The organism is Kitasatospora humi, assembly GCF_020907985.1.
In the GTDB taxonomy this organism is placed as follows: Bacteria; Actinomycetota; Actinomycetes; order Streptomycetales; family Streptomycetaceae; genus Kitasatospora; species Kitasatospora humi.
On sequence record NZ_JAJJPA010000024.1, the window covers coordinates 1 to 14,245 of the forward strand.

General features: G+C 71.5%; 13 protein-coding genes. 4 read left to right on the top strand and 9 right to left on the bottom strand.

The window, feature by feature from the left end; genetic code table 11:
• The first annotated feature begins 9 nt into the window (after positions 1-9).
• Both LN042_RS21925 and LN042_RS21930 read left to right on the top strand, forming a co-directional pair.
• Positions 10-678: an HAD family hydrolase gene (locus LN042_RS21925; protein WP_230053091.1), complete on the top strand. Its 669-nt coding sequence runs from the start codon at positions 10-12 to the stop codon at positions 676-678.
• Positions 679-683: 5 nt separating this feature from the next.
• Positions 684-1,676: an aldo/keto reductase gene (locus LN042_RS21930; protein ID WP_230053006.1), complete on the top strand. Its 993-nt coding sequence runs from the start codon at positions 684-686 to the stop codon at positions 1,674-1,676.
• Between the two features lie 91 nt (positions 1,677-1,767).
• Here the strand turns inward: LN042_RS21930 and LN042_RS21935 are convergent, their stop codons facing one another.
• From LN042_RS21935 to LN042_RS21955, 5 genes are all read right to left on the bottom strand, one after another.
• Positions 1,768-2,481, bottom strand: coding sequence for a winged helix-turn-helix domain-containing protein (locus tag LN042_RS21935; protein WP_230053007.1), 714 nt, complete (start codon positions 2,479-2,481; stop codon positions 1,768-1,770).
• Positions 2,482-2,798: 317 nt separating this feature from the next.
• Positions 2,799-3,395, bottom strand: a complete 597-nt coding sequence (locus LN042_RS21940; protein ID WP_230053008.1) for a GTP-binding protein — start codon at positions 3,393-3,395, stop codon at positions 2,799-2,801.
• On the bottom strand, positions 3,376-3,795 hold the full coding sequence (locus LN042_RS21945) for a DUF742 domain-containing protein (RefSeq protein WP_230053009.1): 420 nt from the start codon (positions 3,793-3,795) through the stop codon (positions 3,376-3,378). Before LN042_RS21945 ends, LN042_RS21940 begins: the two co-directional genes overlap by 20 nt.
• Positions 3,795-4,199 carry a roadblock/LC7 domain-containing protein gene (locus LN042_RS21950; RefSeq protein WP_230053010.1) on the bottom strand — a complete coding sequence of 135 codons (405 nt, stop codon included), beginning with the start codon at positions 4,197-4,199 and terminating at the stop codon, positions 3,795-3,797. Before LN042_RS21950 ends, LN042_RS21945 begins: the two co-directional genes overlap by 1 nt.
• Complete coding sequence (locus LN042_RS21955) at positions 4,196-6,802, bottom strand: sensor histidine kinase (RefSeq protein ID WP_283843882.1); 2,607 nt, start codon at positions 6,800-6,802, stop codon at positions 4,196-4,198. The genes LN042_RS21950 and LN042_RS21955 overlap by 4 nt, the downstream gene beginning before the upstream one ends.
• A 310-nt stretch (positions 6,803-7,112) precedes the next feature.
• Between LN042_RS21955 and LN042_RS21960 the strand changes: the two genes are divergently transcribed.
• Together LN042_RS21960 and LN042_RS21965 are read left to right on the top strand one after the other, a co-directional pair.
• Positions 7,113-8,936: an AMP-dependent synthetase/ligase gene (locus LN042_RS21960; RefSeq protein WP_230053011.1), complete on the top strand. Its 1,824-nt coding sequence runs from the start codon at positions 7,113-7,115 to the stop codon at positions 8,934-8,936.
• 220 nt (positions 8,937-9,156) lie between these two features.
• Positions 9,157-10,440, top strand: a complete 1,284-nt coding sequence (locus tag LN042_RS21965) for a carbohydrate-binding protein (protein WP_230053012.1) — start codon at positions 9,157-9,159, stop codon at positions 10,438-10,440.
• A 118-nt stretch (positions 10,441-10,558) separates the two neighbouring features.
• Here the strand turns inward: LN042_RS21965 and LN042_RS21970 are convergent, their stop codons facing one another.
• From LN042_RS21970 to LN042_RS21985, 4 genes are all read right to left on the bottom strand, one after another.
• The gene (locus tag LN042_RS21970) at positions 10,559-11,356 is read right to left on the bottom strand and encodes an SGNH/GDSL hydrolase family protein (RefSeq protein ID WP_230053013.1); all 798 of its coding nucleotides are present in this window, start codon (positions 11,354-11,356) and stop codon (positions 10,559-10,561) included.
• Positions 11,357-11,686: 330 nt separating this feature from the next.
• Entirely contained in the window at positions 11,687-12,484 is a 798-nt protein-coding gene (locus LN042_RS21975) for an SGNH/GDSL hydrolase family protein (RefSeq protein WP_230053014.1), read from the bottom strand.
• 298 nt (positions 12,485-12,782) lie between these two features.
• The gene (locus LN042_RS21980; protein ID WP_230053015.1) at positions 12,783-13,580 is read right to left on the bottom strand and encodes an SGNH/GDSL hydrolase family protein; all 798 of its coding nucleotides are present in this window, start codon (positions 13,578-13,580) and stop codon (positions 12,783-12,785) included.
• Between the two features lie 160 nt (positions 13,581-13,740).
• Entirely contained in the window at positions 13,741-14,103 is a 363-nt protein-coding gene (locus LN042_RS21985) for a VOC family protein (RefSeq protein WP_230053016.1), read from the bottom strand.
• Positions 14,104-14,245 lie beyond the last annotated feature (142 nt).

Here is a 14,245-nt window from a genome sequence, read left to right on the forward strand (position 1 = left end):
GGTGCAGGGATGATCGAACTGGTGATCTTCGACTGCGATGGTGTGCTGATCGACAGCGAGCCGCTGGGCGTCGCCGTCGACAAGGTGGCACTGGCCGACCTCGGGCTGCCGATGACGGAACAGGAGATCATCGACAGCTTCGTCGGGCATTCGCACGGCACGAAGACGGCGGTGCTGGAGGGGCTGCTCGGCCGCTCGCTGCCCGCCGACTGGTGGGAGCCGTACCGACCGCTGCACCGCAAGCTGGCCGAGGAGCGGCTGGCCCCGGTGGCCGGCGTCACCGAGGCGCTCGCCGCCATCGACCTGCCCAGCTGCGTGGCCTCCAACAGCAGCCACCACTGGCTGCGCACCGGACTGGGCCTGACCGGGCTCTACGAGCGGTTCGCGGGGCGGATCTTCAGCGGCGCCGAGGACGTGGCGCGCGGCAAGCCCGCCCCCGACCTCTTCCTGCACGCGGCCCGCACCCTGGGCGCCGATCCGGCCGCCTGCGTGGTGGTGGAGGACAGCCCGCACGGCCTGGCGGCGGCCCGGGCGGCCGGGATGCCTTCGTTCGGCTACACCGGCGGGGTGATGCCGGCCGAGCGGCTGGCCGGCCCCGGCACGGTGCTCTTCGACGACATGCGGGGGCTCCCGGAGCTGCTGGCCGCCCGTCACGGCGGTGCCGAGCTGGCAGGATGACCGCCATGACCTATCTCGCGGCCGACTCCCGCTACGCCTCGATGACCTACCGCCGCGCCGGGCGCAGCGGCGTCCAGCTGCCCGCCGTGTCGCTCGGCCTGTGGCACAACTTCGGCGACGCGCAGCCCCTGGAGGTCCAGCGCGCGGTGCTGCGCCGGGCCTTCGACCGCGGCGTCACCCACTTCGACCTGGCCAACAACTACGGCCCGCCGTACGGCTCCGCGGAGCGCAACTTCGGCTACCTGTTCGCCCAGGACTTCCGCCCGTACCGCGACGAGCTGTTCATCGCCAGCAAGGCCGGCTACGACATGTGGCCGGGCCCGTACGGCGTCGGCGGCAGCCGCAAGTACCTGTTGGCCAGCCTGGACCAGTCGCTGGTCCGGATGGGCTTGGACTACGTCGACGTCTTCTACTCGCACCGCCACGACCCGGACACGCCTCTGGAGGAGACCATGGGCGCGCTGGCCAGTGCGGTACAGCAGGGCAAGGCACTGTACGCGGCGATCTCCAACTACCCGGCGGAGCAGCACCGGGAGGCGGTGGCGATCCTGCGCGAGCTGGGCGCGCCGGTACTGCTCAACCAGAGCGCCTACTCGATCCTGGACCGGCGCCCCGAACGGGAGGGCGTGCTGGCGGCGGTGGGTGACACCCAGACCAGCCTGATCGCCTACTCCCCGCTCGCACAGGGCCTGCTGACGGATCGCTACCTCACGGGCGAGGTGCCGGCCGGCTCCCGGATGTCGGTGGGGCACTTCCTGCGGCGGGAGGCGCTCACCCCGGCCAAGTTGGAGCAGCTGCGGGCGTTGAACGAGGTGGCCGGGCAACGCGGGCAGACCCTCGCCCAGTTGGCGCTGGCGTGGGTGCTGCGGGACCCCCGGGTGGTGTCGGTGATCATCGGGGCCAGCAGTGTGGCCCAGCTCGACCAGAACCTCAACGCGCTGGCGGCCGGGCCGCTGACCGACCAGGAGCTGGCCGAGATCGACCGGCTGAGCGCCTGACGCCGCGCCGGCCTGCCAACGGGCGCGGCGGGGAGGCCCGGTGTCCGGCCCCTGCTGCTCAGGGGCCGGACACCGGGGGACTGACGATATCTCAGCTGCGCACGTTCGGGGCATACTTGTAACCGACCCTGCGCACCGTGACGATACTGCCACGGTAGGCGGCGCCCAACTTGCGGCGCAGCCGGGCGACATGGACGTCAACGGTGCGGCCGTCGCCGACGTGACCGTAGCCCCAGACGGCGGTGACCAGGTGGTCCCGGGTGTGCACGCGGTGCGGATGGCGGGTCAGATGGGCGAGCAACTCGAATTCCAGATAGGTGAGTTCGAGGGACTGGCCGTCGACGTAGGCGGTCCGCCGGTCGGGGTCGACGCTGATGCCGCGGGCGGACGGGACGGCAGGGCGCGGGGCCGGCACCGCGGCAACCGGTGCCATCGCGGAGACGGCGGCCGGCACCGGAGCGGAGACGGCGCCCGGCGCTGGAACGGCGGCCGGAGCGGAGACGGCGCCCGGCGCCGATTCGGCGGGCACCAGCACCAGGTAGCCGACCAGCGGGCGAACCCCGCCCGGCTGGTCCGCCTGGGCTCCGTACTGGGCGAGCAGGCCGGGCGGTAGGGCGGACTGCGGAACCGTCGCGACCACGGTGGCGCCGACCGGCAGGGCGCCGATCAACTCCGGTGCCGGAGGCGGCAGTTCCGCTGCCGACGACTGCCGGCGGGGGGTGGCGGTGGGCTGGTTGGTGACCGCTCGCAACGCCCGCAGCTGCGGGGTGGCGGGCGGGGTCAGGGTGGCCGTAGAAGAAGGCATGACAGCTCTTTCGCGCGAGAACGAGGGGTGGTCGTCGTCTGCGCGTCGGGGACTCAGTGGTCCGCACCGAGTGACCGTCCCAGGACGTCGGGATTCCGGGACTTGAGGATCAGCGGTGGGCGAGCCGGGACGCGCGAGGCGAACCCGGACAGGTCTGGTCGAAGAGATGCGGCTGCCGGGACGGCCAGAACGGCTCGAGGTCCTGACGGCCTCGGCTGCTGTCCACGGTGGTGTGCATGACCCCATTGAAGCAGATCAGCGCAGCGCGATCCATGCCGACGGGTGAACAGCCCGCCGACCACCGGGTTGACGGTGCCTCAACGCCGCTCGATCGCGTGCTCCACCAGCCGGGCCAGCAGCTCCTTGCCGTCCTCGCGGCGCCGTGCGTCGCAGAGCAGCACCGGCACACCGGCCGGCAGGTCGAGCGCGGCCCGGACGTCCTCGGCTGCGAACACCTCTGCACCGTCGAAGCAGTTGACCGCGACCAGGAAGGGGATGCCACGCTGCTCGAAGAAGTCCACCGACGGAAAGCAGTCGGCCAACCGCCTGGTGTCGGCGAGCACCACCGCGCCCAGCGCGCCCTGCGCCAACTCGTCCCAGACGAACCAGAACCGGTCCTGACCGGGGGTGCCGAAGAGGTAGAGCGCCACGCCCGGGCGGATGTCGATCCGTCCGAAGTCCATCGCCACCGTGGTGGTCCGTTTGCCCCCGACCTGGGAGGTGTCGTCCAGCGGCCGGCCGAGCTCGCTCAACCGTTCCTCGGTGCGCAGCGGCCGGATCTCGCTGACCGCGCCGACCAGCGTGGTCTTGCCGACCCCGAGGCCGCCGGCGACCAGGATCTTCAGGGCCGTCGCCGGCGCCCCGGCCAGACCGCGGGGCGCGACCGACGACCGGTCAGAGTGCGCGTAGACCATTGATCACATCTCGGAGCAGGCGCTCGTCCGGCAGTTCGGCGAGCGGAACGGGACGGGTGACGTCGATCAGACCCGCGGCGTGCAGGTCGCCGAGCAGCACCCGCACCACGCTGACCGGCAGATCGGTGTAGGAGCCCAGCTCGGCGACCGATATCGGCCCGTCGGCACTCAGTTGGAGCAGCGCTTGGTGCTCCGGGTCGAATTCCGGGGCCGGCTCGGTAACCTCCCGGTCGGCGACGGGCCGGGCCGAGATCATCGAGATCAGGTCGAAGAACTCGTCGCCGGCTGGTCTGGTGCGCCCCCGGGTCATCGAGAACAACCGGACCACCGGGCCCGCCTCGTCGTCGAACCAGTGGTCCGGTTCCGCGGGCGGGCCCGGCTCCTGCGGGGTTCTGCTCATCAGGCGGGATGCCGCGGCTCGGCGGCCAGGTGCTCCCCGACCCGCTTGACCAGCAGCGCCATCTCATAGGCGATCTGCCCGATGTCGGAGTCGGCATCGGCCAGCACCGCCAGGCAACTGCCGTCGCCGGCCGCGGTGATGAACAGGAATGCCTCGTCGAGCTCGACCATGGTCTGGCGCACCCCGCCCGCGTCGAAGTGCCGACCCGCACCCTTGGCCAGGCTGTGGAAGCCGGCGGCCACGGCCGCCAGGTGTTCGGCGTCCTCCCGGCCGAGGCCCTGCGAGGCGCCGGTGGCCAGACCGTCGCTGGAGAGGATCACCGCGTGCCGCAGCGACGCGACCCGCCCCACCAGGTCGTCCAGGAGCCAGTTGAGCTCGCCGGCCGGCTGGATCATTGCGGTCATCGATCAGGTCCTTCCGCTGGTGCGGGTGGTACTGGTTGAGGGGTGGCCGGCAGCGCCGGCGGGATCGGTGACGAGGCCAGGGCTCGTCGCGGTTCCGGTGCGGGCGCCGGCACGGTCCGGACGACCGGGGTCGGCGGCCGCGGGGCCGGGCGTTGGGGTTCGGCGCGGCCCCGGCTGAAGCCGCGCTGGAAGGAGCTGAAGGCGGCTCGGGCCTCCTCGGGCGAGCGGGCGGGGGCCGGGGCGGACTGCGGCCCGAGGTCCCGTTCGCCCTTCAACTGCGGCGCCAGGTTGGCCTGCTTGACCCGGCGGGGCAGCAGACCGCCGGCAGGGCGCTCACCGGCTCCCGGGGCCTCGGGGGCCGCCCGGACTGGCCGAGCTGCCTGGGAGGCACTCTCGGGCGCCGTCTCGGGAGCTGCCTCGGGCGCCGTCTCGGTCGAGGTGTCGGGCGAGGTGTCGGCGCGGCGGTGCCGCCCGGTGCCGCCCGGTGCGGGCACCAGCGCCGGACCGCCGGCTGCCCGGCGCCGCGGCAGTCCGCCCGGCGTGCGGGCCGGCTCGCTCCCGGCCGGCTGCGGTCCGGTGACCTGCCGGCCGTGGCCGCGCGACCGGACCCGGCGCGCGGGGCCGCTCGCCCCGCCGGCCACCGCCACCAGCTCGCGGTCCTTGTGCGGTTCGGCACCGGGGGCGGCGGGCGGCGGGGTCGGCCCCTGACCGGGCACGTCGGCCAGCAGTTCACGCGGGATCAGCACCACGGCGGTGGTGCCGCCGTAGGGCGAGGCCCGCAGGCTGACCCGGATGCCGTGCCGCCGGGCCAGCCGACTGACCACGAACAGACCCAGCCGGTCGGTGTCGGCCAGGTTGAACGGCTGCTCGACCTCCAGCCGCTGGTTGATCTCGGCGAGCGCCTGCTCACTCAGACCCAGGCCGCGGTCGTCGATCTCCAGCGCGAAGCCGTGTGCGACCACCTCGCCCTGCACCGTGACCTGGGTCTGCGGCGGCGAGAACACCGCGGCGTTCTCCACCAGTTCGGCGACCAGGTGGGTGACGTCGGCGACCGCGCTGCCGACCAGCCCGGTACCGGGGAACGGTCGGACGATCACCCGGGCGTAGTCCTCGACCTCGCCGACGGCGGCGCGCACCACGTCGACCATCCGGACCGGCTTGCGCCAGGCCCGGCCGGGCGAGCCGCCGGAGAGGATGATCAGGCCCTCGGCGTGCCGGCGCATGCGGGTGGTCAGGTGGTCGATCTTGAACAGGTCCTCGAGGTCGCCCGGGTCCTCGGTGCGCCGCTCCATGGTGTCCAGCAGGGTCAGCTGGCGGTGCAGCAGCACCTGGCTGCGCCGGGCCAGGTTGACGAAGACGGCGGAGACGCCGCGGCGCAGCTCGGCCTGTTCGACGGCGGCCTGGACGGCGGCCCGCCGCACCGCGTTGATGGCCCGGCCGACTTGCCCGATCTCGGCAGGCCCGAACACCAGCTCGGGCACTTCGGCGGCGATGTCCACCACCTCGCCGTCCCGCAGCCGCCGCATCACCGCGGGCAGTCGCACGTCGGCCAGCTCGTCCGCGGAGTTGCGCAGGCCGATCAGCTCGCGGACCAGCCCGCGACCGATCCGCAGCGAGATCAGCAGCGTGACCACGATGGCCAGCAGGCCGGCGATGCCGGCGATGACGCCCCGCCAGAGCAGGCCCATGGCGTACGCACGGGCCTGCTCGCCGAGGCCGGTGGCCAGCTTGGTGTTCTCGGTGGAGAGGTCGGAGAGCAGCGGGGTCACGGCCGCGCTCCAGCGGGCCTCGGTGATGAAGTGCGCGGCCGCACTCGGGGAGGCACTCTGGAACTCGCGCTCGTAGAGGTCGAGGGCCAGCCAGTTGTCGCCGCTGCGCAGGCTCTGGTAGGAGCCCAGGTCGGGCTGGTCCAGCTCGTCGATGTAGATCTCGAAGAGCGCCTGCTGGTCGTGCATCGGGTCGATGACGGCCTGGTAGTCCAGCGCACCGGGCGTGTCGGTGCTGAGCAGGCCCTCCATCGCCGCGTCCTCCTGGGCGAGCATCTCGCGGGCCCGGCTCAGCTCCACCAGCACCATGCCCTGGCGGGGCAGTTGGCCGGACTGCCGGCTGAGGAACGCGGTGCGGAACTCGAAGGCGGGCTTGACCAGGTCGGAGTAGCGGCCGATCGCGTACTCCCAGGAGAAGCCGTCCTGACTGATCTGGCCGCGCAGGCCGGGCAGGTCGCCGAGGGACTTGAGGAAGTCCTGCAGCCGGCCTCGCTCGGTCCTGCCGAGCTGGTTGCCGGACGATCCGTTGAAGGCCCGCTGCAGTGAGGCCACGTCCTGGTCGGTGGTCTGCTGGGCCTTCAGGAAGTCGTCCTGCACGTCCGAGGCGCCGGGCCGGGCCAGCCGGATCACCGCCGCCCGGCGTTCCACCTGCAGGTCCCGGGCCACCGCGTCGACCGGGGTGCCGAAGGCGCGGTAGCCGGCGGCCGCGTTCAACTGCTGCCGGAAGTCACTGGTGGTGACCAGAGTGGCGTAGGCCCACAGGGCGACCAGGGCCACGATGGGCACCAGGAGCAGCGCGATGATCTTCGCGCGGATCGAGCTGCTGCGCAGACGCATGGAGTCCTCGGTCAGGTGTGCCCGCAACCGACCGGGCCGGGACGCCGGGTCGATGGATCTGCGCGAGCTTACTACTGGATTGTGTGACGTTCGACGCTACTGGGGGATCATTCTTGAACAGTTGTGGGCATGCGCATGACCGTTGGCATACTTAGACGTCAATCGTGTCCGTTCCATGGGGAATTCACACTTCTCTGGGCAGCGCCACGGCGATCCGCTACCGTCGCTTCCGGGGCCGCGACGGGGTCACGGTGGATCGGCGGACGAACCACGGATCGTGTACGGCCCGCCGGGCGGGAGGCCGGACACCGTGCGCGAGCAGAACACCCCGCCGTTGGCCGAGCCCCCGTCGGGCGGGCTCGCCGACACGGTCTACGACACCGCCGAACTCACCCCCGGGCTGGTCCGCTTAGCCCGCGGCTCGAACGAGGGCGAGCGCTGGCGGCCGGTCACCGCGGCACGGTTCCGGGACGAGGTGCTGGGTCTGGCCAAGGGCCTGCTGGCCCGCGGCGTGCGGTTCGGCGACCGGGTCGCACTGATGTCCAGGACCAGGTACGAGTGGACCCTGTTCGACTACGCACTCTGGTCGATCGGCGCCATCCCGGTGCCGATCTACCCCACCGCGGCCGCCGAGCAGGTGCGGTGGATCCTCGCCGAGACCGGGGCGGTGGCGTGCGTGGTGGAGGAGGAGGACCACGCGATGACGGTCGGCGCGGTCTGCGACGCGCTGCCCGAACTGACCGGGATCTGGCAGCTGGACCACGACTGCGTGCGGACGCTGACCGCGGAGGGCGCCGGGATCCCGGAGAGCCTGGTGCACCGTCAGCGCTTCGCCGTCACCCCCGAGACCGTTGCCACCGTCATCTACACCTCCGGCACCACCGGGCATCCCAAGGGCTGCCTGCTCAGCCACGGCAACTTCGCCGCCCAGGCCGACAACGTGCTGGCCGGCTGGAAGAACGTGCTGTTCGAGGCCGAGGGCCAGCCCGCCACCCTGCTCTTCCTGCCGCTGGCCCACGTGTACGCACGGATGGTGCAGGTGGCCGCGCTCCGCGGCGGGGTCCGGCTCGCCCATCTGGCCGAGCTGCGCGCCGAAGCGCTGCTCCCCGCGCTCGCCTCCTACCGGCCCACCGTGCTGTTCGCCGTCCCGTACGTCTTCGAGCGCCTGTACGGCGCCGCCCGGATCGCCGCCGAACGGGCCGGTCGCGGCGAGCTGTTCGAGCAGGCCATGGCGGTCGCGGTCGACTGGGCCACCGGCAACGAGCGCCGTGCCCTGGGCCGCGGCTCCGGGCCCGGTGCGACGCTGCGGATGCGTCACCTGGCCTACGACCGGCTGGTCTACCAGCGGATCCGGGCGGCGTTCGGCGGCCGGGTGCGGCACGTGATGTGCGGGGGTTCGACGCTCAGCCGCGAACTCGGCCTGTTCTTCGCCGGTGCCGGGATGACCGTCTACGAGGGCTACGGCCTGACCGAGACCACCGCGGCCATCGTCGCCAACCCCGGCGACAGCCCCAAGTTCGGCACCGTCGGCCGCCCCATCCCAGGGGCCGGGCTGGTGATCGCGGACGACGGCGAGGTCTGGGTGCGCGGCGGCGGTGTCTTCGCCGGCTACCTCAACCACCCGCGCTGCACGGCGGAGGCGCTGCACGACGGCTGGCTGGCCACCGGTGACCTCGGCCGGCTGGACGAGGACGGCTACCTGACCATCGTCGGGCGCAAGAAGGAGGTGATCGTCACCAGCAGCGGCAAGAACATGGCACCGGCCGCGCTGGAGGAGCGGGTGCGGGCCCATCCGCTGGTCTCCCACTGCCTGGTGGTCGGCGACAACCGGCCCTACATCGCGGCGCTGATCACACTCGACCCGCGGGCGCTGTCGCACTGGCAGCAGATGCACCGCCGGGCGGCGATGGACGAGTGGGCGTTGCTCACCGACGACGAGCTGCACCTGGAGATCCAGCGAGCGGTGGCCGCCGCCAACACCTCGGTCTCCCGAGCGGAGTCGATCCGGGCGTTCCGGCTGCTGCCGGGCGACTTCACGGTGGAGCTGGGGCTGCTCACCCCCTCGCTGAAGCTGCGCCGCAAGGTCATCGAGGAGCGCTTCGCGGCCGACATCGAGGCGCTCTACACGCCGTGAGCCGGGCCTGCCCGCACTGTTCCCGAGGCGGCCTCAACTCCCGGCGCACCCCCTTGACCTGACGGGTGGTCTAGTCCATTTTATTCAGCACGCGGGTCCATCGAGGTCGACCGCTCGGGCCCGCGGTCCCGGGCAGCCCGCATGTCATCCGTTCCGCACACCCCTGCTTTCGCCGTCGCGGAACGGCCCGCACGCCTTCCCCCACCGGAGAGGTCCCGTCATGGAACGCGCCCAGAAGTCCCCCACCGCAGAGCACCCACCGCCGGGCCGGCACCGGCGGCGGCGCACCACCGCGCTGACCGCGGCGGCCGCCCTCGGTCTGGCCGCCGGCACCCTCGCCGCCTTCGGCGGCGGACAGTCCGCCCAGGCGGCCGTCAACGCCGCGGCCGGCGCCGCGCTGAGCAGCAACTGGTACGCCTCCGCGCCGTACCTGATGCCGGAGGACAACTCGCCGCCGGACGTCGGCGCGGTGATGGACGCCACCGGTCAGAAGGCCTTCCAGCTGGCGTTCGTCCTGGACGGCGGCGGCTGCTCGCCGGCCTGGGGCGGCACCTCCTCGATCGACACCGACACCACCATGCCAGCCGTCATCGCGCAGATCCGTGCCAAGGGCGGGGACGTCTCGGTCTCGTTCGGCGGTTACGGCGGCACCAAGCTCGGCCAGACCTGCGGCACCCCGGAGGCCACCGCCGCCGGCTACCAGAAGGTGATCACCAAGTACGGCCTGCACGCGGTCGACTTCGACCTGGAGGAGCCGGAGTACGAGAACGGCACGGCCATCCGCAACGAGATCGGCGCCGCCAGGATCCTGCAGGCGAACAACCCCGGCCTGTACGTCTCGATCACCACGGCGGGCACCACCGCGGGCACCGGCTGGTTCGGGCAGCAGATGCTCAACGAGGCCAAGTCCCAGGGCTTCACGCCCGACAACTACTCGATCATGCCGTTCGACGGCGGGTTCAACGGCGCCGCGGCGCAGACCGCCGCGCTCACCCGGTTCAATTCGATCCTGCAGACCACCTTCGGCTGGAACGCGGCCACCGCCTACGCCCACGAGGGCGTCTCCATGATGAACGGGCGCACCGACGCCGCGGAGTACTTCAGCCAGGCGGACTTCCAGACTGTGCTGGACTACGCCACCTCGCACGGGATGGCGCGTTACACCTTCTGGTCGGTCAACCGGGACCGCCAGTGCACGCCGGTGGTCGACCCGGGCCTGTCGGGCTCCTGTTCCGGCGTGACGCAGAACGACTGGGACTTCACCAGGTACACGGTGAAGTTCGCCGGTGCCACCCCGGTCACCACGCCGCCGACGACCGCGCCGCCGACGACTGCCGGCCCGGGCGGGTGCACCGCACCGCCGTGGAATCCCACCGCCGTCTACACCGCGGGCGCCAAGGTGTCGTACAACGGCCACGACTACACCGCCAAGTGGTGGACGCAGAACGAAGTGCCGAGTTCCAGCGGGCCGTACGGGCCCTGGACCGACGACGGCCCGTGCTGAGCGGCGCTGCCGAGGTGCTGCACGACGGCCGGGCGGGTTGGGGGCCCGCACGGCCGTGGTGCGGCCTGTGCCACCGGTGTCGGCGGCGCTGGCTGGCTGATGAGGGGTCAGCCAGACATCAGGCGTTGGCCGAGAACTCCGGCAGGTAGGCGTCGGCCTGACCGGCCGCGGTCGGATGGTAGCTCTCGCTGGTCGGGATCGTGGTGCTGTGCAGCCACTGGTCGGAGGAGCCGCAGATCTCGTGGCCGGCGTCGAAGTCGCCCCTCACGTCGGCGAAGGTGAAGCCGGCGTCGGCGGCGGCACTGCTGATCACTGCGTCGATGACGTCGGCGGCGCCGTCGATCGCGCTGCGCGAGGTGTTGCTGATGCCGAACAGGCAGGTGCCCGGGACCTGGTAGAGGTGCGGGTAGTCGAGGACCACCACATGGGCGTTCGGCGCGGCGTTGCCGATCGCCGAGAAGGTGTTCGCCAGCAGCCCCGGCAGGGTGCTCCGGGCGAACGACTCGGCGGTGTCGACCGCGCTCAGGCAGGCGCTGGTGCCGCTCAGCACACAGGTCGTCATGGTGTCGGCGAAGCCGGCGTCATTGCCGCCGATGGTGATGCTGACCTCGGTGGTCGAGGCGTCGAGCGCCGAGATCTGGCTGTTCAGGACGTCGCTGGTGGTGGCGCCGGAACAGGCCACGTCCGTGAAGCCGGACGCGTTCTGCGAAGCCCAGAGGTAGGGATACGAGTTGTAGCTGCGCTCGCAGCTGCCGCTGCTGCCGACGTAGTTGCCGGCTCCCACCCCGGCCGAGTAGGAGTCGCCCAGCGCCACGTAGTTGACCGGGGCAGCGTTGGCGGGGGAAGCGAGGAGCAGGGTGCCGGCGGCGAGGGCGCTCGCCATGACCGCACCGGTGAGAACACGCGCGGAGCGCATGGGTCCTCCATGGAGGGGAGAGTGACGGGAGTTACCGGGTAGTACCCAGCAGAACTGAGTAGTACCAGCGGGACGCCCCACCTGGAAGTGCTCATGCCAAATTCGCCCTGTTGAATTCTCTTGGCATCCCCGGGAGTTGGGTACGGGACGTGGCGGACCGGCCCGCCTGAGTGACGTTCATCAAGCAATCGTCACAAACGATCGACCGACGACGCCTGCTCCGCACCCTGCTCCACGACCCGGGCGTCCGTCGCACCGGCAGCACGACGGCCGGGCGGGCCCCGAAGCCCGCACGGTCGTCGGCCGTGACCACCCGAGGTGGCCGACGGGTCAGGCGCTCGCGGCGAACTCCGGCAGGTAGCCGTACTCCTGGCCCGCCGCGGTCGGGTGGTAACTCTCGTTGACCGGCAGTGTGGTGCTGTGCAACCACGGCGTGGAGCTGCCGCAGATCTCATGGCCGGCATCGAAGGCGGCTCTCACATCGGCGAACCTGAAGCCGGCCCTGGCGGCGGCGTTGCCGATCACACCGTCCAGGGTGTCCGCGGCACCGTCGATCGCGGACCGGGAGGCGTTGCTGATGCCGAACAGGCAGTCGCCCGGGACTTGGTAGAGGTGCGGGTAGTCGAGCACCACCACATGGGCGTTCGGCGCCTTGGCGTGGATCGCCGCGTACGTCTGCGCCAGTCGGCCGGGCAGCGTGTTCTTGGCGAACGACTCCGCACCGGACACCGCGCTCAGGCACTCGTCGGTGCCCTTCAGCACGCAGGTCTCCAGGGTGTCGGTGAACCCGGCGTCGTTGCCGCCGATGGTGATGCTGACCTCGGTGGTCGAGGGGCTGAGCGCCGAGACCTGGCTGCTCAGGACGTCGCTGATGGTGGCGCCGGAACAGGCCACGTCCGTGAACCCGGATGCGTGCCGAGCGGCCCAGAGGTAGGGGTAGGAGTTGTAACTGCGATCGCAACTGCCGCTGCTGCCGACGTAGTTGCCGGCCCCCAACCCGGCCGAGTAGGAGTCGCCCAGGGCAACGTAGTCGACCGTGACCGCATCGGCCGGGACGGCGAGGAACAGGGTGCCGGCGGCAAGCGAGCTCGCCATCAGCGCACCGGTGGCAGCACGGACAGCACGCATTGGTCCTCCATGGGGTGCTACGAGAGTTACTGAGTAGTACCAGTGAGACGCGTCACCTGGAAGCACCCGAACCGAATGTGGCGCTACGAATTGCCTCAGCGGCCCTCTGTGTTGACCCGAATGGAGCAGACGTCCCATCGGCGGCCGTCATCGCGGCACCGGTGGCGGCGACAGCACGGCAGCACAACGGCCATGCGGGACAGGTGGCCCGCATGGCCGTTGCGCATGGCCGTGCTCGGGTGGGACCGGCGGCGCCGCGTCCGACTGATGAGTCAGCCGATCAGTCGGCCGGCGGCGATCAGGCGTGGGCCGAGAACTCCGGCAGGTAGCCGTACTGCTGGCCGTCCGCGGTCGGGTGGTAGCTGTCGCTGATCGGCCAGGTGGTGCTGTTCAGCCACTGGTCCGAGTTGCCGCAGATCTCGTGCCCCTGGTCGAAGCTGCTTCTCACGTCGGCGAAGGTGAATCCGGCGTTGGCGGCGGCTTTGTTGATCACACCGTCCAGGATGTCGGCGGCGCCGTTGATCGCGGTCCGGGAGGTGTCGCTGATGCCGAACAGGCAGCTACCCGGGACCTGGTAGAGGTGCGGGTAGCTGAGGACCACCACGTGGGCGTTGGGGGCGTGGGAGTGGATCTGCGCGTAGGTGTTGGCCAGCAGGCCGGGGAGGGTGTTCTGGGCGTACGACTCGGCGCTCGACACCGCGCTCAGACACGAGCTGGTGCCGGCCAGCACACAGGTCTCCATGGTGTTGGCGAAGCCGGCGTCGTTGCCGCCGATGGTGATGCTGACCTCGGTGGTCGAGGAGCTGAGCGCCGAGAGCTGGCTGCTCAGGACGTCGCCGGTCTTGGCGCCGGAGCACGCCACGTCCGTGAAGTTGGCCCCGATCTGGGCGGCCCAGAGGTAGGGGAAGGAGCTGTAGCTCCGCGAGCAGCTGCCGCTGCTGCTGTCGTAGTTGCCGGCACCGACGCCGGCCGAGTAGGAGTCGCCCAGCGCAACGTAGTTGACGGTGGCCGCGTTGGCGGGGGCGGCGAGGGAGACGGTGGCGGCGACGAGGGCAGCGGCCGCGATCGCACCAGCAACAACACGAGCGAGACGCATTGAGCCTCCACGGGAGAGTGATGGGGGTTACTCAGTGGTACCAGTGACGCCCGCCCCCGGGAAGTGCTCATGCCAAAGGTATTGGTGCGAATTCTCCTGTCAGAGCGTGGAGTTGGCCGCGATGTAGCGGGCCGGCCGCTTGGAATGGTGGCAACGGTGACTAATCGTCACAAACGATCTCGAGCTCGAAGCCCTGGCCGTCCACGAGGTGCACTGCGCCACCGGTGTCCACCCGCAGCGTCCAACGCGCCGCCAGGGCGGCGCTCACCGCGGCCCGTGAGCCGTGCACCGCAAGGTGGTTGAGCCCGGCCCGCAACCGGTCATGACCACCGGGGCGCAACGCCGGCGACTGCTCCAGCACCAGGTAGCTGTCGCCGAGGCGCCAGCTGCGCCCCGCGTCCCAGCTCTGGAACGGCAGGCATCCCAGGGCGAGCAGCACGGGAGCCCACTGCTCCTCGGCCAGCACCAGGTCGTCCACCCAGAGCTCGACGTGGTGGATGAAACCCCTGCGCGGCCCGGACATCTGGCTCCCCTCGGTCGTCAGCTCGCTCGCCCCCGCCGGTCGCACCCGACCCTAGCCGACCCCGGCGGCGTCGACCCGTAGAACCGAACATGATCCCGGCCGACCGCGGCGACCCGCGCACCCGGGCGCGGACGTACGCCGC